Raw genomic sequence first — 21,117 nt, 5'->3', positions numbered from 1 at the left:
TACGTGACTAATTATTATAAAGTTGGAAAAATCGTCAATACACATGGCATCCGCGGAGAAGTCCGGATCATTTCTACGACAGACTTTACGGAAGAACGGTATCAAGTCGGAGAAACGCTTTACTTGTTCCGTGACGGCCAAGATGTTTTGACCCTGACGATCGCCAGCTATCGCAGACACAAGAATTTTGATTTATTGAGCTTTGAAGGGTACCCAAATATCAATGATGTCGAAGCTTTTCGTGACGGTATTTTAAAAATCTCTGAGAAACAGCTAGGGGCACTCAACGAACACGAATATTATTATCATGAGATCATCGGATTGACGGTCGTAGATGATGAAGAGAATGAAATTGGTAAAATCACTGAGATTTTATCTCCTGGCGCAAACGACGTCTGGGTAGTCAAACGCAAAGGCCAAAAAGATGCGTTGATTCCCTACATTGAATCCGTGGTAAAAGACATTGATCTCACTGAAGGTGTCGTGCACGTCGAGATCCCAGAAGGGTTGTTGGACGATGCGAATTGATGTCTTAACACTTTTTCCAAAAATGATCGAAGAACCTTTAGGTGAATCAATCATTGGGAAAGCTGTTGAAAAAGAGTTATTAGAGATCAATGTTCATGATTTTCGCCAATACTCAGATAATAAACACAAACAAGTGGATGATTATCCTTATGGTGGCGGAGCAGGAATGCTTTTGAAAGTCCAACCGATTTACGAGAATCTAAAAGCGATCGAGGAAGAGTCAGGAAATCAAAAGAAACGCGTGATTTTACTTGATCCAGCGGGAAAACCCTTCAATCAAAAAATGGCAGAGGAATTTTCTCAGGAAGAGCAGCTCGTGTTTATTTGTGGACACTATGAAGGCTATGATGAACGGATTCGGTCACTGGTGACAGATGAAGTCTCACTAGGAGATTATGTTCTGACTGGCGGTGAACTTGGGGCAATGGTCATGATCGATGCCACGGTACGCCTCTTGCCAGATGTCTTAGGAAATCAAACATCTGCAAAAACAGATTCGCATTCGACTGGACTATTGGAGCATCCGCAATACACACGTCCCGCGGAATTTGAGGGGATGGGCGTGCCAGAGGTTCTGATGAATGGCAACCATCGTTTGATCGAGGAATGGCAATTGAAGGAGTCTTTACGACGGACGTATTTGCGCCGACCAGATATGCTGGAAAAAGTAACTCTGACACCAGAAATGGAAACATTTTTAGCAGAAATTAAACAAGAAGAATAATTTCTGGGGAAGCCTTTTAGAAATAAGAGGCTTCCTTTTTTGACCTATAGCACTAAGAATGAGAAGCGCGGGAAGTTCCTTGTTTCTATGCCATCGAATCATTTAGCCATGTATACTGCTCAAAATTAAAGTTCCTCTGACAAGAATTTTGTCTTTACAGATAGAACTTCCTCTGTTAGAATATTCAGGTGAGTGTAAAACTCATCTATTATACGATGTTCCGCTGGGGCTTCTGTCCTAAGAATGTTTGGAATAAGGAGAATGATAAATATGAATCCATTGATTCAAGAACTAACTCAAGAACAATTACGTACTGATATCCCAGCATTCCGTCCTGGGGACACTGTTCGTGTTCACGCGAAAGTTGTCGAAGGAACTCGCGAACGTATCCAGTTATTCGAAGGCGTTGTAATCAAACGTCGTGGAGCTGGCATCAGCGAAACTTACACTGTACGTAAAATCTCTAACGGTGTTGGTGTGGAACGTACGTACCCACTACACACACCACGTGTTGCGAAAATCGAAGTTGTTCGTTACGGTAAAGTGCGTCGTGCAAAACTTTACTACCTACGTGCATTACACGGAAAAGCAGCTCGTATCAAAGAAATTAGAAGATAGTCCATTCAGAGATTGTCTGTCGAAGCAAAACTTGCGAAATCCCTTGTATATCAAGGGATTTTTCTTTTACCCTTTTGACTAAAAAATCGTTTTTTAGGTGCTTTTACCCTAGATTGCCTCAAATTGTCCCACTTTGACTACCTATGCAGTCAAAAATGGGTGATTTTTAGGTAGTCAGCTGACTACGAAAGTCATACCTAAAATACCAAAACGATGCTCGAATTGGTTAAGTTTGAAATCTGGTTTAACCAAACCGAGAAAAATACCAAAACAGGTAATGACTATAGTCAAAAGGTACAAAGTCGCAATTTCTATAAATACTTTTATGGAGAGTTTGCTATGGCAGTTAAAGACAATCGAATTATATGGAAAGAAAAAAGTAATTTATTTTTGTTGAACACAATCGAGAATTTCTTGACTAAATATGAAATTAAGACAGTTCGACAATATCAAAAAGAGCTTGGCGATCACCCAAAGGAAGCGCCTAGTCTTTGGTTCATTAACGATACTTTTGGTTCTTGGGACAAGTTGCAATTGGAGTTAGGAAAGAAGCCTTATGACAGATACAGATGGGATAGATTACCTGACCAAGAACTTTTTAACTTGGTTGAAGATTTCATAGTAGAAAATGATATTAAGTCCTATCGTCAATATGAGAAACTGAAAGTAAATAGTGACTTACCCTCCATCTCTACTTTAAAAAAACGATTTTTGAATCTTGATATTTTCTTTAAAGCAAAGAGAGAAAAAGAAAATGCCCGTAGCGATTTTGAATTGTTGTCAGCATTGAGAGATGAGATTATTCGTTTAAAATTAGAGAGCAGCTTATCAAGAACCGCTTTTGAAAAATCTTTTAATCGAAACAATGTTCCAGCACCTCAAGTTCTCATGAGAAGAATGAACAAAACATGGGAGCAGCTATTAAAAGAAATAGGCTTTGATTATCGAGAGGTCAAACTCGATAAGTTATCTAAGAATCTTAAAAATCAAAATTGAATAGGTACTCTATTAAAGGATCAGAAAAACAATCTGGTCCTTTTTTTTGTGTTTTGAAGGGAGTAGAGAAATATTCTAGTAAAAATTCGTTTTCCGCCTTAACGACATTTTAATATCAAGGATAAAAAATCGAGAGGAGAAAAAAATGAATACATCAAAATTAAAAAATTGGCGAGTAGCTGTGGTCGTGTTTACGATCATTCAACTACTCGCTTCTTTTGTTTCTTCAATCGTTGTTCACGCGGATATCAATCATCCCGAACAAGTATCGATTGAATATGGCGTTGGAACTGGGTATCGCTTCAAAGGAAAGAAAGCGAATGGTGAAAACTTTGAAACAATTTCTTCACCGTTGACGGCTGTCAGTGGAGGAAATCGAACACCTGTCTTTTGTATTGAACCTGGTGTTCCGATTAATGGACCATCGAGTGGTGGATACGTGAAGAATCCACTACCGAATATGTCGCAAAAGGCAAAATTAGTTTCTGCTTTATGGAATCAAACGGGAAACAACACGGATTATCAAATGGCTGCACAAGCGATGGTTTGGGAAGAAGTGAACCATTATACCACTGCGGAAATCACAGATTTAAGTTCTGGACGTGTGATTGATTTAAGTGGTATCAAAACAAAAATCAATCAAGCCATTGCGGATTACCAAAAGAAACCAAGCTTTGACCAAGCAACTGCGGAAGTAACTTTAGGCAAATCCATTACGTTAACCGATCAAAACAATAGCCAGTTAGCGAGCTTTGACCATGTGTTGAAAAATACTGCCAATGTGAACTATCAGCTAAATGGAAATAATCTGATTATCACACCAAAAGCTGATTCCAATGAAAGTGGAGAGTTAGTTTTTGAGAAATCCATTCACGCCGGTACACCAGTTGCCTACAAGAAAGCTGGCGAACAAACGGTAATGGCTGGCGCGATTGACCAAACGAATCAATACACCGTGAAAATCAAAGTCCAAAAGAATGGTGACTTGAAAATCGTGAAACGAGATAAGGAATCCGGAGCGTTAGTGCCAAACACTGTCTTCCAATTAGACTTTCAAGGGAAGTTACCAAACAAAGAAGTGACAACAGGCAGTGATGGTTCGGCGACTTTAAAAAACATTCCTCATGGGACAGAAGTCATCATTACTGAAAAATCAGTACCTGCACCCTATGTCATTGATCAAACACCAATGAAAGCAACGATTAAAGCGGGTGAAACGATTGAAGTGACTTCTCGCAATCTGCGAGCCAAAGGACAAATCATTGTCGATAAAGTCGGCAAAGAGACGGGAACGAATCTCTGGAATGAACACTATTCCTTAGCGGGCAATCAATTCGAGATTCATAAAGATAAACCAGATGGTGCCATCGTTCAAACGATTGTGACCAACGAAAAAGGTCATGCCGAAACACCAAAATCACAAGGGGATGCCTTGGAGTTAGGAACTTATTACGTGGTTGAAAGTAAAGCCAGCAATGGGTTTGTGAATACTTTTGAACCAATCAAAGTGGAATTAACTTATGAAAACCAAACTGTGCCATTGGTTATCCAATCCGTAAAAGGCACCAATCAAGAAGTAACAGGTGAAGCGATTCTAACTAAAGTCGATAAAGAGACTGAAGAAGAAACACAAGGATCGGCAACGTTTGAAGGCGCAGAATATACCCTCTATTACGGTGAAGATATCGGAACTCATAAATTAGGTTCACCAGTGAAATGGACGGATAACTTCAAGCCAACTGTATTAAAAGGAACAAAATCTAAAACACCTGTTTCAAAAGATGCCGTGACCTTAGTGATTGATAAGAATCGTCAAGTGAGTGTGGGACATCTTGCCGTGGGAAAATACTTCTGGCTAGAAACCAAAGCACCAGTTGGTTATACAGAGGACCAGACGAAATACACCTTTGAAATTAAGAAAAAGGATGATGTCCCGTCAAATGCGATTGTAACCGAAGCTGTCACAGGTAAAGAACAAGTCATTCGCTTTGGTTTTGATTTTTTCAAATTCGCTCAGTCAAGTAATGGTTCCGCAAGTAGTGGTTTCAATGACCTTGAGTTTAAGCTAACGCCATTAGAAGGCACGAAGGAAATCACTGGCGCAGAAGATACGGCAACCACTCATTGCCATGAAGGACTTGGCTTTGATGGCTATGGGAAGTTTGAACAAATTCCGATTGGGGACTATCTCTTTGAAGAAATTGAAGCGCCAGTTGGCTTTCAAAAGATTCAACCACTAGAAATTCATAGTCGTTTTGAAGAAAACAAATCGGATTACCGTAAGAGTCAGTATATCTTCACCATCACGGAAGTGGACCAAAAAGAAACGATTAAGACCGTCAAAGTCCCTTATGAGAAACTAACAGACAAAGCCTTTACTGTCAGTTTGAATCGTTTAATGTTGTATGACTTACCAGAAGAAAAGAATCAACTCACTTCCCTTGCCACATGGGAAGATGGGGAAAAAGTTCTCGAATCTTTAGAGAAAACCAAAGCCATTGATACCGTCAGCTACAAGTTGACTCAAACAAAAAAAGATTGGTTCTTAGTTTCCCAAGTGATAGATGTGGATGCCACAAAAAAAGCGTTAGAGAAAGATAAAAAAGCAGAACCTGTCGTAATTTCTGAACAATGCCATACACTAGAAAATGAAACCAAAGAAGGCAAATGGGAAATCAAGCAGGAATTGGAGCCGTCAAAATTAAAAGGAAAAAATTATGTGCTATTCAATTTCCTTTACGCTTCTGAAAAAGCCTATAAAGATGGCGAAGACCCTGTTGCGTTGGATAATCGTTTAGACAATCAAGGGCAAATGCTAAAAGTCAATTTAAAAAAATCAGTAGCCATCAATACAAAAGCGCATTTGAAAGATGGGGGCAATACTTTTACCTATGGGGATGTCGTTGATATGTACGATGACGTGGAAATCACTCACAGTGAACTGGATGGCACAAAAGAAGCTTTTGAAACAATTTTAGTGGCACTGTTTCCTGATGGTAAGAGTGAAGAAATTTGGAAGTCTGGGCTTATCGATTATGTGGTGAAAGATGACCTCTTCACCAAAACCATCGTGACGGAAAAGGTAGACACTGGTAAATATCCAAAAGGTACCAAATTCACGTTTAAAGAAATCAACTATGACCAAGAAGGTGAAATCAATGCCAAACACAATGAGGACTTACAAGAAAAAGATCAAACACTCTACCCCAAAGAAGTTGAACAACCGAAAACTCCCGAAACGCCAGATGTACCACAAGAGAAGTCGTTGCCGCAAACAGGGGAACAAGTAAACTCGTTATTCTTAGTGGTAGGAACGGTTCTGATTTTACTAGCAGGTATGGTTTATCTGATGAAGAAACCCACTAAGTAAGTGAAGCCAATGAATCAAAATCAACAGATACGAGCGCCAACATGAAGAGTGGAACCCCAATCAACTAAAAAAAGAAAAGAGGAAATGAAATGGAACTAAAATATGTCGTCCCAAACATGAAAGAAACTTTTGGCAATTTAGAATATGCTGGCGAAGGAAAAGTGACCCAACGCCGCATCAATGGTCGTTTAGCGGTGGTCAGTCGGAGCTATAATCTCTATTCTGACAAGCAACGAGCCGATGATATTGTGGTGGTCTTGCCAGAAAGTGCTGGTGAGAAACATTTCGATTCAGAAACGCCCGTGAAGTTAGTTAATCCACGCATCACGGCAGAAGGCTACAAAATTGCCGAGCGTGGGTTTACCAACTACATTTTAAACGCCGATGATATGGTGAAAGCATAAACGAGGAGGAAACAAGAAATGAGATTAGCAGAAGGTATTGTGATTGATAAAGAAAAAACGTTTGGGGTTTTAAAATTTTCCGCTTTACGTCGTGAGGTTCGTCAAACCAATGAGGATGGCACAGTCAGTGATATCGTCAAAGAACGCACCTATGATTTGAAATCATTGGGGCAAGGTCGAATGATTCAAGTCAGTATTCCCGCTAATGTGCCACTACGAGAATTTGATTATAATGCTGTCGTAGAAATCATTAATCCAGTGGCGGATACAGTTGCCAATGCGACGTTCCAAGGAGCAGATGTTGATTGGTATGTGAAAGCGGACGATTTGGTGTTGAAGAAAACAGGAAATCAACAACCAACACCGAAGCAAAATAATCAACCAAAATAAAACGTCAAAACTAAAAACTAAATAAGTAGATGGACTCAAAATCAGAAACCACGATTTTGAGTCCTTTTTTAATTGGAGGAAACGTATGTTTAAAAACAAAGGCCACCGAATTCGTGCGGGAGATAAACACTTAGTAGTGACCACTTATTCAAGCATCACAATTGGCTTATTCCTAATCTTCTTTATTGGTGTCTATGGGAAATCAATTTTTGATCAAAACTTTAATGCCATTGTCTTGAATGATAGGAGCCTTCTAATCGCACCATCCTTTTATATCGTTCTATTCGTTTGGCTAGTCATCGCACTGTTCCTTTTTTACTGGTTGCGATTCAAACAGGTTGATTTCTATAAGCAACTTCTTCATCGGCAAAAAATGGCGCAAATGATTTTAGAGAATCGCTGGTATGAATCCGAGTCAGTTTCGGTAGAAGGTTTCTTTAAAGACCTTTCCCCTTCCAAGTCAAAAGAACGAATTCTGTCTTTCCCAAAAATCTATTATCGTGTGGAAAATGGGCTGATTCATATCCTAGTGGAAATCCGTATGGGGCAATACCAAGAGCAATTGTTAAAGCTAGAGAAAAAATTAGAGAGTGGTTTGTATTGCGAACTGGTAGAGAAGGAACTGAAAGAAGGTTTCGTGGAATACGTCTTATTCTACGATATGATTGCCAATCGTTTATCTATTGAAGAATGCGAGTCTAAGCCTGGTGCCTTACAACTAATGAAAACTATTTGGTGGGAATACGATCAATTACCTCATATGTTAATCGCTGGCGGAACAGGTAGTGGAAAGTCGTACTTCATTTTGACGTTGATCGAGCACCTTTTAAAAACGGAAGCCACCTTGCATATTCTTGACCCAAAGAACGCCGACTTAGCCGACCTTGCCACTGTCTTACCAGATGTGTATTCCAAAAAGGAAGAAATCATCACGTGCATTGATTCTTTCTATGAACGCATGATGGCACGAAATGAGACCATCAAGCAACTATCAAACTATCGCACGGGGGAAAATTATGCTTATGTTGGACTGCACCCGGAGTTCCTGATTTTTGACGAATACGTTGCGTTTATGGAGCTCTTGAATACAAAGGAAACCGTTGCGGTATTAAGCAAGCTGAAACAAATCGTCATGTTAGGTCGTCAGTCTGGATTTTTTCTAGTCTTAGCTTGTCAGCGACCGGATGCGAAATATCTTGGGGATGGGATTCGCGACCAGTTCAATTTTCGAGTAGCGCTAGGTCGTATGAGTGAGCTTGGGTACACGATGATGTTCGGTGAAACCAATAAAGATTTTTTCTTAAAACGAATTAAAGGTCGTGGCTATGTAGATGTGGGTACAAGTGTGATTAGTGAGTTTTATACGCCACTTGTACCGAAAGGACATGATTTTTTAGCCGTGATTCATGCGTTGTATCAAGCGAGAAAAGAAGAACAATTCATTGAAACAAATGAAAAGGAAGAGGACCAATGACTTTTTTAGATTTATTTGCGGGTATCGGTGGTTTTCGCTTAGGTTTGGAACAGGCAGGTCACGAGTGTCTTGGCTTTTGTGAGATTGACGCCTTTGCCAGAAAAAGCTACAAAGCTATCCATGATATTAGAGGGGAGGTGGAATGGCATGACATCACCACCGTTACAACTGACACTCTTCAACGAATGCGACAGCCCGATATACTCGTTAGCGGATTTCCATGCCAGGCTTTCAGCGTTGCGGGAAAAAGGTGAGGTTTTGGCGATACTCGAGGAACTTTATTCTTTGAGATTGCACGCTTGGCATCTATACTCCGACCTCGGCTTCTATTCCTTGAAAACGTCCGAGGACTCCTCCATCACAACCGAGGGGATACGTTCGAGACAATCTTGCGAACCTTGGATGGATTGGGGTATGTCGTGGAATGGCAAGTGCTTAACTCTAAAGACTACCTTCCCCAAAATCGAGAGCGGGTTTTCATTATTGGACATGCTCGAGGAACAAGTTTCACCCAAGTATTTCCTTTCCAAAGAGAAGACAGCAACCTTCTTGATTCAGAAAAAACAGCGTTAGGAATTCAAACGTTAGGAAATATCAATCCATCTGGAAATGGGATGAGTGGAAAAGTCTATCATCCAGAAGCGTTATCGCCAACGCTAATGACAGGCTCAGAAGTAAAAATTGCGATTCCGAGCAAACGTAGTGAGAATGGCTTAATCGTAGCTGGTAGTCTTGAAGGGAAGTATGCACAAAGTAATCGTGTATTTCGAAAAGAGGGGAATGCCCCAACACTAACCACCAAATCAGATGGACTAAATATTTTAGTGAAGGAAGCCACTAGAAAAGGTTATCAAGAAGCACAACCGGGAGACTCTATCAATCTTTCCCATCCAACTTCTGAAACTAGACGAGGCCGCGTGGGAAAACAACTAACCAATATATTATTAATCAGTGAAGAACAAGCCGTTGTTACAGAGAACCCTCAAATCAGAAGACTCACCGCAAAAGAGTGTTGGCGTCTCCAAGGGTTTCCTGACTGGGCCTATGAACGAGCAGCCAAAGTCAATTCAGAGCATCAACTATATAAACAAGCTGGCAATTCTGTAACTGTTCCGGTTATTTATGACATTGCTAGACGTTTAAACTGAAAGAAGGGCTATTTTATGGCGTTTGATGAAGTCATTTACACGATTTCCTCGATCATTCGACAATCGAAGGATGGGGAATTAAAAGAGAATTTGATGGCGTTAAATTGGGAAGTAAAAAAGAATGGGATTCCTACGTCGTCAGAAGATACGACAGAAACATCTTCTTTTTCACGACTCATTCAAGACCTCGAACAATTGTCAGAACAAGCCAACGACTATTCTGACCGCATTCATCTCAATGAGTTAAAAGAAGAGTTACTCTCTGATGGCATCGAAGTGTCTTAACACTTAACGGCTCCCTCCGCTGGCGGCTGCGGAGCTAATGCCGTCAGTGGAGGGAAAGCCGATTGGAAAGTGGTTTTTGCTTTCCAATCTTTTGTGCCCCCGTTATCTAACAGGGGGGCACAAAAACAGTAAAAACTACCCACTAAACCGCCTCGATACTAGATGGGAGTAAGGAAACAAGCGATAAAAACAACCTGTCCACTTTCTGAGAAAAGTTGACACGATATGGGAGGGATAACTTTTGAGTGCAGTCTTTAACTACCAAAGACTAAAAGAAACACGAGTAGACTATGGCATTTCGCAAAATCAATTAGCTACAGCTTGTGGGATTTCACGACAATACCTCAATAGCATAGAAACAGGTCGCAAAATTCCCTCGCAAGCCTTAGCGATTTATTTACACGACACACTAGAACGATTCAATCCTGATTTACCATTAACGTTATTGATTGACTATGTACGGATTCGTTTTCCAACAACTAATGTTAAGAAAATCATCGAAGAAATCTTGCGCTTGAAGTTTAGCTATATGTTAAATGAAGAGTATGCTTTTTATGGCTACCAAGAACAATTTGTCATGGGAGATATCATCGTGATGTTTTCCAATGATGAAGAGAAGGGTGTTTTACTCGAACTGAAAGGTCGTGGCTGTCGTCAATTTGAAAGTTTCTTACTGGCACAATCTCGAAGCTGGTACGATTTTTTCATTGATTGTTTGGCAGTCGGTGGTGTGATGAAGCGCTTGGATTTAGCCATTAATGACCGAACAGGTATTTTGGATATTCGAGAACTCACGAAAAAATGTCAAAACGAAGAATGTATTTCATTGTTTCGTAGCTTCAAAAGTTATGGCTCTGGTGAGTTGGTTCGAAAACAGGAAAAGGAAGGCATGGGTGAAACCCTTTATATTGGAAGTGTCAAAAGCGAAGTGTACTTTTGCCTGTATCAGAAGGATTACGAACAACTGATGAAGTTAGGCATTCCACTGGAAGAGGCAGAAATTAAGAATCGTTTCGAGATTCGCTTGAAAAATGAGCGCGCCTTATTCGCGGTACGAGATTTGATTCGTTATCGCAATGTGGAACGAACGGCATTTTCGATTATCAATCGTTATCTGCGCTTTGCGGAAAAAGACGAAACCAAGCGACGAAGTCAGTGGCAAACCAATGAACGTTGGGCGTGGTTTATTGGCAAAAATCGACAAGAGCTACGCTTAACCACCGAACCAGAACCTTATACTTTAGAACGAACGATTCGTTGGATTGGTCGGCAAGTGGCACCAACTTTAAAGATGGCGCAAATCTTAGACAAAATCAACGACACGACCATTGTTAAAGATATTATCAAACGAGCAGAATTAAGCAAACGGCACAAAAAGATTATTGAGCAACAAGTCGCAGGGATTGAGAATTTAATTGTTATACCTAATACAAGAGAGGATGGATAGAAATGAATTTTGGGCAGAATTTGTTTAACTGGTTTACCACCAATGCTCAGTCGCTTGTCTTATTAGCGATTGCGATTATTGGTGTTTTTCTTGGTTTCAAACGGGAGTTTTCCAAGTTGATTGGCTTTTTGATTATTGCGGCGATCGCCGTTGGATTGGTTTTTAATACAGCGGGTGTGAAAGATGTGTTGTTGCAACTGTTTAATCGGATTATTGGTGCGTAATAAAAAGAAAATTTAGTTATGATATACTCAGATAAAACGCTATCGGAGGGAAATCATGGCTAAATCCAAAAGAAAAAAAACATCATCAGAAAAAATTATTCCTTTACTTTATAAGAGTATGTTACAAGAAAAAAATGGTGGAAAATTCAAAAAGACCCTATTTCATATTCACACACCTGCTTCACATGATTACATCTTGATTGATGAGCATACTCAAAAAGAGTTAGGGATAAATAAGGTGGAGTGTTGGACTGAACTTTCTGATGACGAAATGTTGAAGATTTTAAGTCATCTGAAAGTTTCAATTTTTAAAGATCATAGTATAGCTGATTTTAATCAACTACTTACAAAAGAGTATACTGACGTAAAGGAATTGTTAGCATACTTAATTTTAGGGCATAGTTTATTGAAAGAGAAAATTGAATTTTGCATTGTCACCGACCACAATAGCATAGAGGGATTCAAAAAATTAGATAAGGCGATTAACATCCTTTTGAGACAACGAGCTGATTATGAAGTAAAAACAAGAATTGAGTTAGGGATAGAAATATCTTGTTCGGATAAAAATCATATCGTTGCAATCCTGGATAAACGGAACAAGCAACAAATTAGAAAATTGTCATTCTGGATAGAAGATAATGTTTTGTCCTCAAAGGATGGTACGATGAGAACTTCATTCGATGTTTTCAAGAAAATGAAAGAAATCGGGGCTATTAGTTACATTGCTCACATTAATTCTTCAAATATTTTCGATAAAAATTACCTATCTGGCACCTATAAGAAAGAATTATTCAACTCGAATCTATTTAATATAATTGGAATCACCGATGTTAGGCAAATCGACTCAATTAAAAAGAACTTGACTACCTATACGAAAAGAAAGTTTGATTTCGTTATTGATAACGATGCGCATTGTATTAACGATATAAGAACTAAATTCTTCTATATAAAAGGAGATAAGCTCAATTTTACAACACTCCAATCAGCTTTAAAAGATTTTGCTTTATCTATTTGTTATGAATTGGTTGAAGAACCAAAACAATTTATTAAGGCTCTGTATGTTGATGGAAACGAGTTCCTCCGAGGTAAAGAACAGGACTATTTAATTGTCAATTTTTCGAGTCAAATGAATTCAATTATAGGTGGCAGAGGTACTGGTAAAAGTACTCTTTTGAATGTATTAGGTTTTCTAGCTTCTCAATATGCAGAAACTAAACTTGATTTAGAAAAAATTTTAGCTCAAGGAACAAGTTGTATGGTTTACCATTATGATTATACAGATTATTATGTTTTTCTTCATTCGACAAATGAAGAAAATAATAAAATTTTTGTGGAAAATTACTTTAACCAAACGCAAAATTATCTTCAAAACACAGAAGAGGATGAAGAAAAAACAAGAAAAACAGCGATTAGCGATAGAATTCAAGTATTCACTTATGACGGGAAAACTATCAGAATACCACGTAACCAAACGGAAATTTTGAAGAATATTCTCACTCGTAAATTTACTATTAATGATTTGGTCCGCATCGCTGGCAGTGAGTATGAGCTAACTGAATTTTTTAATAAAATGTTGTTCGAAAATAAGGATATAAGAAACCGACAAAATTATTATAAATATGGGAACGGATTTGAGGGGCTGTTTAAAAAATACTCTCAAAAGGAAGATATATTAACTAGAAGAAAAGAACAGGTCAATAATTTGATTTACCCTTTTAATAAGACTGAGTTAGGCAAATTGCGTGTAACCTTTTCACAAAAAAATATTGACGATAACTATTTTAATTGGACGGCTGCATTAGGCATTACAAGATATGCAAGAAGCAACTATTTTAAAAAGTATGCAGTTCTTTATAGTGATATAGTTGATTACTTGGCTTCTATATCAAAAAAAGTAGGCGGTTCTATTGAACTACTTCGTCTCTTTCATAATGAAGAGTTTGAAAAAATAATCAACATTGTTCCTATCAGAAAGCTTTTTGTTGAAGCAAGCAAAGAAACGACTGATTTAGAGTTGAAGTTCCTTAAAAATGGAGAAGAAATTTTGGAATTTTATCATATTTTGAGAAATGCTCTTATTACTAAAGCTTGTGAAAAATATGCGAAAGATTTTTTAACTAATTACTTCAGGAATAGTGAGAATTTCTCTTTAGAGTTCAATATCAATAATAAAGAATCTATTGAGACTAGAGCCGTTGATTATAGAGATATATCGACTCTTTCTTTGGGACAGAAAGTAGTAGCAGTTTTATCCTTTCTTTTATCTTATAGTGAATATACTAATGATTATTCGCCGTTCATTGTAGATCAACCTGAAGACAATCTAGATAATCCATATATTTACAAAAACTTAGTAACGGACCTCAGAAAACTGAAGGCAAAACGACAAATTATTCTAGCCACGCACAATTCTACAATTGTAATGAATAGTGGAACTGAACAGGTTATTGTTATGGAATCAAATAATAAAAATGGTTGGTGTGAAACGAGTGGCTACGTATCTAACCCAAGAATTGTAAATCATGTTTTAAATATCTTAGAAGGTGGGAAAAAAGCCTTCTCAGATAAATTCTATTTGTATAGAGAAAAACTTTCGAATAACTTACCAGAAATTACTTCTGATTACCTGCCTGCTAGGGATAATGAACAAAATATTTTAGATTGCATTCGTGAAATTCTGTACTCTAATGTTTCTTTGCAAGATCAAGATAAAATAAATGATATATTAGATGAACTAGGGAAATTACTGTGAGGGATAGTTAAAATTACTATCCTTTTTTATTTGGAGGTGAAAAAATGGCAGAAATGCGTGTCTATATCGCAAATCTCAAAAAACACAACGAAGGCGAACTCGTGGGCGCTTGGTTCACGCCACCTATTGATGAAGATGAAATGGCAGAACGAATTGGGCTGAATGAATCCTATGAAGAATATGCCATTCATGATGCAGAGTTACCTTTTGAGGTTAACGAATACACGTCCATTAGTGAACTTAACCGCTTATGTGAAATGGTCATGGAGCTAGAGGGTTCGCCTATCTATGATGAACTCAAAGAAATTCAAGGTATGTGGTTTAGTTCTCTTGAAGATTTACTTGAACATCAAGAGGATATCATCTGTTACTCGGATTGCGATTCGATGGAAGATGTCGCTCATTATTTCGTAGAAGAAACTGGACAACTTGGAGAAATACCAAGTAATTTACAAAACTATATCGACTACCAAGCACTTGGTCGGGATATGGAAATTGAGGGGAACTTCCTTGTAACTTCTCATGGGATATTTGAATATATTGGATAAGGAAATCAGGCAGATCAATCATGGTCTGCCTTTTTTCATTTTTAGGAGGAAAACATGTACAACTACATCATCAAAAATCCAGAACGTCTGGAAACAGAAATCGACAACTTACTGTCCTTTCAAAATCAGAAAAACTTATTGAAGCACACACTGTTTGCGAAAATCACGGAAGATGCCAAAGAAAATGTTGGGCAAATTACACCAGAACAATTATTTGACCCACAACGTTATGGTGTATGGTTTCATTCAAAGTCATACCCAGCTTTTGCTTCCAATACCGCTCGTTACGACACGTATGTTGGCTATTCTTGCCAACTTGCAGACAATCGCAAAGATGTACTCATCACACTCGAATAGGAGGACCTATGAAAAAAATCAGAAGCTATACCAGTATTTGGAATGTGGAAAAAGTGATTTATGCCATCAATGATTTGCAATTACCCTTTCCGATTACCTTTACACAAATGACGTGGTTTGTGTTGACCTTGTTTCTCGTCATTTTCCTAACCAATGTCCCGCCACTTTCTTTCATCAATGGTGCCTTATTAAAGTATCTAGGCATACCGGGATTTATTGCGTGGTTCATGTCGCAAAAGTCATTTGATGGAAAGAAACCAGTTGGATTTGTCCGTTCGATTTATCGCTACTACACAGAACCAAAAGTCACTTATGCCGAAAAGAAAGTCAGTGAGCAACGAATTGTTCTGCAACCAAGCGTCACGTATGTAAGGAGTGAAATTGTGTGAAATATCCGATTAAATATATTGAAAACAACTTAGTCTTTAACGAAGAAGGGGAATGTTGGGCGTACTACGAATTAATCCCCTACAACTATTCCTTTCTGAGTCCCGATGAAAAACTGAAAGTCCATGACAACTTTCGTCAACTAGTGGCGCAATATCGTGAAGGGAAAATTCATGCCCTACAACTAAGCACTGAATCTAGTATCAAAGAAGTCCAAGAACGCTCCAAAGCAACCGTCAAAGGAAAACTAAAAGAAGCAGCTTTGCAACATATTGACGGACAAACAGAAGCATTAGTCGAATTAATTGGGGAACATCAGGTCGATTACCGATTTTTTATTGGCTTTAAATTATTGCTAACAGACCACGAAGTCAACTTGAAAAATATTTGGAATGAGTTTGTGTTAGGCATTCAAGATTTTGTGCATGGGGTCAATACGAAACTCATGGGGGATTTTGTTCAGTTACCAACCAGTGAAGTGTCTCGATTTCAAAAATTGGAACAGTTGTTGGAGAACAAATTATTACGCCGTTTCAACTTCCGTCCATTAACCAAAGATGATTTTGGCTATCTGCTAGAACATTTACATGGTAATGATGGCATGGCCTATGAGGATTATTCATTTCATTTACCTAGCGAGGAAGTTGAGGGTAATAAGCGAGTCAAACGCTACGATTTGATTAAGCCCACTCGTTGTTTGATTGAACAAAAGCAACGTTACTTGAAAATCACCAATGAAGACAAGGAACTCTTTGTCGCTTACTTTACCATTAACTCGATTGTGGGGGAGTTGGAATTCCCTCAAAGTGAACTCTTTTATTACCAGCAACAACAATTTTCTTTCCCGATTGATACTTCCATGAATATTGAAGTCGTCCCGAATCGGAAAGCTTTGACAACGGTTCGCAATAAGAAAAAGGAACTGAAAGATTTAGACAATCACGCATGGGAAAGTGAGAATGAAACGGCAAACAATGTGGTGGAAGCTTTGGATTCCGTCAATGAATTAGAGTCTACGTTAGATCAAACCAAAGAATCCATGTATAAATTAAGCTACGTTATTCGAGTGACAGCACCAAGTTTGGATGAATTGAAAAAGCGGTGCAATGAAGTTCGTGATTTCTACGATGATTTCAACGTGAAGTTGGTCCGTCCTTTTGGCGATATGTTGGGGTTGCACAGTGAATTTATCCCATCTGCCAAACGATTTATGAACGACTATGTACAGTATGTGACCAGTGATTTTATTTCTTCACTAGGGTTTGGCGCCACCCAAAATCTTGGAGAACGAGAAGGAATTTACGTGGGCTTTAATGTGGATACAGGGAGAAATGTCTTTATCAAACCTGACTTAGCGGCGCAAGGAATCAAAGGCACGACGACTAATGCACTAGCAGCAGCTTTCTTAGGAAGTTTAGGTGGTGGAAAGTCCTTTTCCAATAATTTGTTGGTTTATTATGCCGTTCTCTTTGGCGGAAAAGCAGTCATCCTTGATCCAAAATCGGAGCGAGGCGATTGGCAAGAGGATTTGTTTCATATTGAAGAGGAAGTCAATATCATTAATCTCACCAGTGAGGAAAAGAATCGAGGGTTGCTTGATCCCTTTGTCATTTTGAAAAATGTCAAAGATTCGGAAAGTTTAGCGATTGATACCTTAACCTTTCTAACAGGGATTTCTTCTCGTGATGGGGAACGATTCCCAACTTTACGAAAAGCGATTCGAACCGTGGCGCAATCAGAACAACGAGGCTTACTTCGGGTTATTGACGAATTACGTCAGGAAGATACGACAATTTCTAACAGCATTGCCGATCATATTGAATCGTTTGTAGACTATGATTTCGCTCAACTATTGTTTAGTGATGGGCAAGTCGAGAATACCATCAGTTTGGATAAACTACTGAATGTCATTCAAGTAGCGGATTTAGTTCTACCCGATGCCAATACGACAATGGAAGAATACACCACGATGGAAATGTTAAGTGTGTCCATGTTAATGGTTATTAGTACCTTCGCTTTGGATTTTATTCACTCAGATACGTCCATTTTTAAAATCGTTGACTTGGATGAGGCGTGGAGTTTCCTTCAAGTTGCACAAGGAAAAACCTTATCGATGAAGTTGGTTCGTGAAGGACGTGCCATGAATGCCGGGGTGTACTTTGTAACACAAAACGCCAATGACCTGTTAGACGAAAAGATGAAGAATAATATCGGGATGAAGTTCGCTTTTCGTTCGACAGATATCAATGAAATTAAAAATACGTTAGAGTTCTTTAGCTTGGATAAAGAAGATGAAGGGAATCAGAATCGTTTGCGTAATCTTGAAAACGGGCAAGCGCTGTTCCAAGATATTTGGGGACATACAGGGGTGATTCAATTCGATTATATCTTTGAACACTTGTTTGAAGCCTTTGATACCCGACCACCGATTTATGCTGGAGGTGATTAGGTTGAATAAGAAGAAAGTCTTTAAGCTACTGATGATTCTAGTCGGTATCTTTTTTCTTTTGTCCATCCTATCCACTTCGGTGAATGCGGTGGGTTTGATTGATGAAACGATTGATGCTAGTAAGAACTATTCCAAGTATCCCGTTGATAATTATCAGTTGGATTATTTTGTGGATTCCAGTTGGGATTGGTTACCGTGGAATTGGGGAGATGGTATTGGAAAATCCGTAATGTATGGGATTTATGCTCTTACCAATTTACTCTGGTTGTTCAGTATCTATTTGTCCAACGCCACAGGTTATTTGGTAGGTGAAGCTTATTCGCTAGATTTCATCAGTGACACTACCGAAGCGATTGGGCGAAATATCCAAACACTAGCAGGGATTAATGAACATGGGTTTATGAATCAAGGTTTCTATCCGGGTTTGTTGCTTTTATTGGTTCTAGTGTTAGGAATTTATGTGGCTTATACAGGATTATTCAAAAGAGAAACCACCAAAGCCGTCAGTGCCGTAGTTAGTTTCTTAACGATTTTTCTATTATCCTCATCCTTCATTGCCTATTCCACTAGTTACGTTCGGCGAATCAATGAATTCAGTTCCGATATTAGTAACGCAGCATTAACAATTGGTTCAAAAATGACGGTGCAAGATTCGGGAAGCAGTGGAAAAAGTAGTGTGGATGCCATTCGAGATTCCTTGTTTGAAATTCAAGTGAAGCAGCCGTGGATGATTTTACAGTATGGTGATTCCAATCTTGAAACGGTAGGGAAAGAACGAGTGGAAGAATTGGAAAGTACGAGTCCCTTTCAAAACAAAGGAAAAGATCGCACAGAAATCATCAAAAAGGAAATCAATGATTTGGAAAATGACAATATGACCATCACTAAAACGGTAACTCGATTAGGGGTGACGATTTTCATTATCTTATTCAATCTCTTCATTTCGGTTTTTGTCTTTATTCTGACGGGCATCATGATTTTCTCGCAAGTCCTGTTTATTATTTTTGCGGTGTTTCTACCGATAAGTTTTCTCTTATCCATGATTCCTACCTTCAATCATTTGATGAAAAAGACGATTATGCGCTTGTTTAATGTCATTATGATGCGAGCGGGAATTACCTTAGTGTTGACCTTAGCTTTTTCACTTTCTTCGTTGGTTTATGGCTTAACGGCATCGCAACCATTCTTTATTGTAGCGTTTATGCAGATTGTGATTTTTGCGGGAATTTTCTTTAGACTCAATGACTTAATGGGCATGATGGCTTTAACCAGTGCGGATTCGCAAAATATGGGTAGTCGTGTGATGCGCAGACCACGGTGGATAGCTAATCGAGCAATTCGAAAAATATCTGTTGGTGGATTGTTGCTAAAAGGCTTGGGACATTCTCGTAGTAATACAAAAAAGAAATCGGGAGGAGAAGGTAAGAATAACTCTGAAAATAAACAGACGAATTCTTCAAATAATCGTCAAAAACAAACGGAAACCAAAACGTCCACAGAAAAGAATAAGCAGAAACGTTTAGATAAACCAAAAGAGAAAAGCAAACAGCCTGATTCAAGAAAACCTGATGATAAGCAACAAAAGAAAAAAGCTCTCGAACAAAAGAGTGCCAGTCAACAGAAATACGGGACACCAAAGAAAAAAGTAACAAAACGAGGAGAATCTCGAAAACGGACACTAGGACAACGGAAACAACCGGTATCACCACCATCACCTAAACGACCAAGTAATCCTAACCAAGGAAAGACTTTAAATCATCCACCTAAAAGGCTGATACCAAAAAATCATGAAAATCCTTCATTCCACCAAAAACAAGAGCGCCAACTTCAAAATGGCGAAACCTTCAATCGAAAACTTTATGCAAAACGAACGGTTGAGGAAAAACGACAAGAGAAAAGTAAAGAAGTCAAAGAATTACGTGGCAAAGGAATGAAGCGCCGATGAAGACGATATTTAAGCTTTCAGCGCCAGTGATCGGCTTATTTGGATTGATGTTTTGTTTCTTATTCGGCGTCATCTTAACAGGAGAAGAAGACCAAAGTGCCTCTCCTTCTGTTGAGGTGGGGTTAAATCTTTCCCCAGAAGTGTTGAAGCATCAAGCAATGGTGGAGAAGTATTGTAAGGAATTTGGCATTCCAGAACATGTCAAAACCATTCTCGCCATTATACAAGTAGAAAGTGGTGGAACAGCTGAAGACGTGATGCAAAGTTCGGAGAGCTTAGGCTTGCCACCCAACTCACTAAGTACCGAAGCTTCCATTAAGCAAGGTTGTAAGTATTTTTCTGAGCTGATTCAAGGGATTAAGGCGCATGGTTGTGACGAAAGCACTGCCATCCAAGCATATAATTTTGGCGGCGGCTTTATAAATTATGTAGCAAATCATGGCAAAAAATATTCTTATGAATTGGCTGAAAGCTTCTCCAAAGAAAAAGCTGGTGGGAAGAAAGCTGATTATCCTAATCCGATTGCCATTCCTATCAATGGCGGTTGGCGTTATGCATATGGAAATCAATTTTACGTGAAACTAGTCGAACAATATTTAACCAGCACACCAACTAAATTTGATGATGAAACTGTGCAAAAAATTATGGATGAAGCATTGAAATATCAAGGGTTCCCTTATTGCTTTGGTGGGAGTTCACCGCAGACTTCCTTTGATTGTAGCGGTTTGATTCAATGGTGTTTTGCCAAAGCAGACATCAATCTCCCACGAACAGCACAAGCGCAATACAACGTGACGAAGCACTTACCACTAAGTGAAGCAAAACCAGGTGACTTGGTGTTTTTTCATTCCACCTATGCCACTGCGGATTTTGTGACACACATTGGGATTTATGTTGGGAATAATCGTATGTACCACGCGGGTGATCGTGCGAGACGTTCCTAACTGAAAAGGTTAGGCAGTTACAACCTCGCAAAAACAAAAGTTGTAACGAGAACTGATAATTCGAAAAGTCGAATGACGGAGTAACGCCCTGAAAGGCTTTAGCTAAAACTGCGACAGGCGATAAATT

The 21,117-nt window shown here is 38.8% G+C and carries 17 protein-coding genes and 2 pseudogenes; all 19 read left to right on the top strand.

The window, feature by feature from the left end; all coding sequences use genetic code 11:
* The first annotated feature begins 3 nt into the window (after positions 1-3).
* Positions 4-528 carry a ribosome maturation factor RimM gene (gene rimM / locus I592_RS09640; RefSeq protein WP_010780399.1) on the top strand — a complete coding sequence of 175 codons (525 nt, stop codon included), beginning with the start codon at positions 4-6 and terminating at the stop codon, positions 526-528.
* Entirely contained in the window at positions 518-1,252 is a 735-nt protein-coding gene (gene trmD, locus I592_RS09635; protein ID WP_010780400.1) for a tRNA (guanosine(37)-N1)-methyltransferase TrmD, read from the top strand. The genes rimM and trmD overlap by 11 nt, the downstream gene beginning before the upstream one ends.
* 270 nt (positions 1,253-1,522) lie before the next feature.
* Positions 1,523-1,870: a 50S ribosomal protein L19 gene (gene rplS / locus I592_RS09630; protein ID WP_010740291.1), complete on the top strand. Its 348-nt coding sequence runs from the start codon at positions 1,523-1,525 to the stop codon at positions 1,868-1,870.
* A 339-nt stretch (positions 1,871-2,209) separates the two neighbouring features.
* Positions 2,210-2,866 (top strand): hypothetical protein, encoded by a 657-nt coding sequence (locus I592_RS21255; protein WP_016250191.1) that lies wholly within the window; start codon positions 2,210-2,212, stop codon positions 2,864-2,866.
* A gap of 145 nt (positions 2,867-3,011) precedes the next feature.
* Complete coding sequence (gene ecbA / locus I592_RS09620) at positions 3,012-6,236, top strand: MSCRAMM family collagen-binding adhesin EcbA (RefSeq protein WP_010780402.1); 3,225 nt, start codon at positions 3,012-3,014, stop codon at positions 6,234-6,236.
* Positions 6,237-6,325: 89 nt separating this feature from the next.
* Positions 6,326-6,640 (top strand): YdcP family protein, encoded by a 315-nt coding sequence (locus I592_RS09615; RefSeq protein WP_010780403.1) that lies wholly within the window; start codon positions 6,326-6,328, stop codon positions 6,638-6,640.
* Between the two features lie 18 nt (positions 6,641-6,658).
* Positions 6,659-7,030, top strand: coding sequence for a YdcP family protein (locus tag I592_RS09610; RefSeq protein ID WP_010780404.1), 372 nt, complete (start codon positions 6,659-6,661; stop codon positions 7,028-7,030).
* A gap of 85 nt (positions 7,031-7,115) precedes the next feature.
* Positions 7,116-8,504: an FtsK/SpoIIIE domain-containing protein gene (locus I592_RS09605; RefSeq protein WP_010780405.1), complete on the top strand. Its 1,389-nt coding sequence runs from the start codon at positions 7,116-7,118 to the stop codon at positions 8,502-8,504.
* Positions 8,501-9,652, top strand: a pseudogene (locus I592_RS09595) (DNA cytosine methyltransferase). The gene I592_RS09605 and the pseudogene I592_RS09595 overlap by 4 nt, the downstream one beginning before the upstream one ends.
* 15 nt (positions 9,653-9,667) lie before the next feature.
* Positions 9,668-9,937, top strand: coding sequence for a hypothetical protein (locus I592_RS09590; RefSeq protein WP_010780408.1), 270 nt, complete (start codon positions 9,668-9,670; stop codon positions 9,935-9,937).
* Positions 9,938-10,178: 241 nt separating this feature from the next.
* The gene (gene mobT, locus I592_RS09585) at positions 10,179-11,384 is read left to right on the top strand and encodes a MobT family relaxase (RefSeq protein WP_010780409.1); all 1,206 of its coding nucleotides are present in this window, start codon (positions 10,179-10,181) and stop codon (positions 11,382-11,384) included.
* Positions 11,385-11,386: 2 nt separating this feature from the next.
* Positions 11,387-11,608 (top strand): hypothetical protein, encoded by a 222-nt coding sequence (locus I592_RS09580; RefSeq protein ID WP_002333934.1) that lies wholly within the window; start codon positions 11,387-11,389, stop codon positions 11,606-11,608.
* 55 nt (positions 11,609-11,663) lie between these two features.
* The gene (locus tag I592_RS09575) at positions 11,664-14,360 is read left to right on the top strand and encodes a Spaf_1101 family AAA-like ATPase (protein ID WP_010780410.1); all 2,697 of its coding nucleotides are present in this window, start codon (positions 11,664-11,666) and stop codon (positions 14,358-14,360) included.
* Positions 14,361-14,404: 44 nt separating this feature from the next.
* Positions 14,405-14,908: an antirestriction protein ArdA gene (locus I592_RS09570; protein ID WP_010780411.1), complete on the top strand. Its 504-nt coding sequence runs from the start codon at positions 14,405-14,407 to the stop codon at positions 14,906-14,908.
* Between the two features lie 54 nt (positions 14,909-14,962).
* The gene (locus I592_RS09565; RefSeq protein WP_010780412.1) at positions 14,963-15,265 is read left to right on the top strand and encodes a hypothetical protein; all 303 of its coding nucleotides are present in this window, start codon (positions 14,963-14,965) and stop codon (positions 15,263-15,265) included.
* 8 nt (positions 15,266-15,273) lie between these two features.
* On the top strand, positions 15,274-15,654 hold the full coding sequence (locus I592_RS09560; protein ID WP_010780413.1) for a conjugal transfer protein: 381 nt from the start codon (positions 15,274-15,276) through the stop codon (positions 15,652-15,654).
* Positions 15,651-18,101 (top strand): conjugal transfer ATPase TcpF, encoded by a 2,451-nt coding sequence (gene tcpF, locus I592_RS09555; protein ID WP_010780414.1) that lies wholly within the window; start codon positions 15,651-15,653, stop codon positions 18,099-18,101. The genes I592_RS09560 and tcpF overlap by 4 nt, the downstream gene beginning before the upstream one ends.
* 31 nt (positions 18,102-18,132) lie before the next feature.
* Positions 18,133-20,046 (top strand): CD3337/EF1877 family mobilome membrane protein, encoded by a 1,914-nt coding sequence (locus I592_RS09550; RefSeq protein ID WP_044926525.1) that lies wholly within the window; start codon positions 18,133-18,135, stop codon positions 20,044-20,046.
* Positions 20,043-20,972: pseudogene (locus I592_RS09545) on the top strand (bifunctional lytic transglycosylase/C40 family peptidase); the annotation flags it as partial. The gene I592_RS09550 and the pseudogene I592_RS09545, both read left to right, overlap by 4 nt.
* Between the last annotated feature and the right edge of the window lie 145 nt (positions 20,973-21,117).

Source organism: Enterococcus gilvus ATCC BAA-350, assembly GCF_000407545.1.
Taxonomy (GTDB): Bacteria; Bacillota; Bacilli; order Lactobacillales; family Enterococcaceae; genus Enterococcus_A; species Enterococcus_A gilvus.
This window is presented reverse-complemented; position numbering and strand designations above follow the sequence as displayed.

Excerpts from the sequence above, each read along its gene's own strand:
- I592_RS09610 (WP_010780404.1), top strand. The coding sequence starts at position 6,659 with ATGAGATTAGCAGAAGGTATTGTGATTGATAAAGAAAAAACGTTTGGG.
- rplS (WP_010740291.1), top strand. The coding sequence starts at position 1,523 with ATGAATCCATTGATTCAAGAACTAACTCAAGAACAATTACGTACTGAT.
- I592_RS09570 (WP_010780411.1), top strand. The coding sequence starts at position 14,405 with ATGGCAGAAATGCGTGTCTATATCGCAAATCTCAAAAAACACAACGAA.
- I592_RS09550 (WP_044926525.1), top strand. The coding sequence starts at position 18,133 with ATGATTCTAGTCGGTATCTTTTTTCTTTTGTCCATCCTATCCACTTCG.
- I592_RS09565 (WP_010780412.1), top strand. The coding sequence starts at position 14,963 with ATGTACAACTACATCATCAAAAATCCAGAACGTCTGGAAACAGAAATC.
- I592_RS09590 (WP_010780408.1), top strand. The coding sequence starts at position 9,668 with ATGGCGTTTGATGAAGTCATTTACACGATTTCCTCGATCATTCGACAA.
- I592_RS09575 (WP_010780410.1), top strand. The coding sequence starts at position 11,664 with ATGGCTAAATCCAAAAGAAAAAAAACATCATCAGAAAAAATTATTCCT.
- I592_RS21255 (WP_016250191.1), top strand. The coding sequence starts at position 2,210 with ATGGCAGTTAAAGACAATCGAATTATATGGAAAGAAAAAAGTAATTTA.
- ecbA (WP_010780402.1), top strand. The coding sequence starts at position 3,012 with ATGAATACATCAAAATTAAAAAATTGGCGAGTAGCTGTGGTCGTGTTT.
- I592_RS09560 (WP_010780413.1), top strand. The coding sequence starts at position 15,274 with ATGAAAAAAATCAGAAGCTATACCAGTATTTGGAATGTGGAAAAAGTG.
- I592_RS09615 (WP_010780403.1), top strand. The coding sequence starts at position 6,326 with ATGGAACTAAAATATGTCGTCCCAAACATGAAAGAAACTTTTGGCAAT.
- I592_RS09580 (WP_002333934.1), top strand. The coding sequence starts at position 11,387 with ATGAATTTTGGGCAGAATTTGTTTAACTGGTTTACCACCAATGCTCAG.
- I592_RS09605 (WP_010780405.1), top strand. The coding sequence starts at position 7,116 with ATGTTTAAAAACAAAGGCCACCGAATTCGTGCGGGAGATAAACACTTA.
- trmD (WP_010780400.1), top strand. The coding sequence starts at position 518 with ATGCGAATTGATGTCTTAACACTTTTTCCAAAAATGATCGAAGAACCT.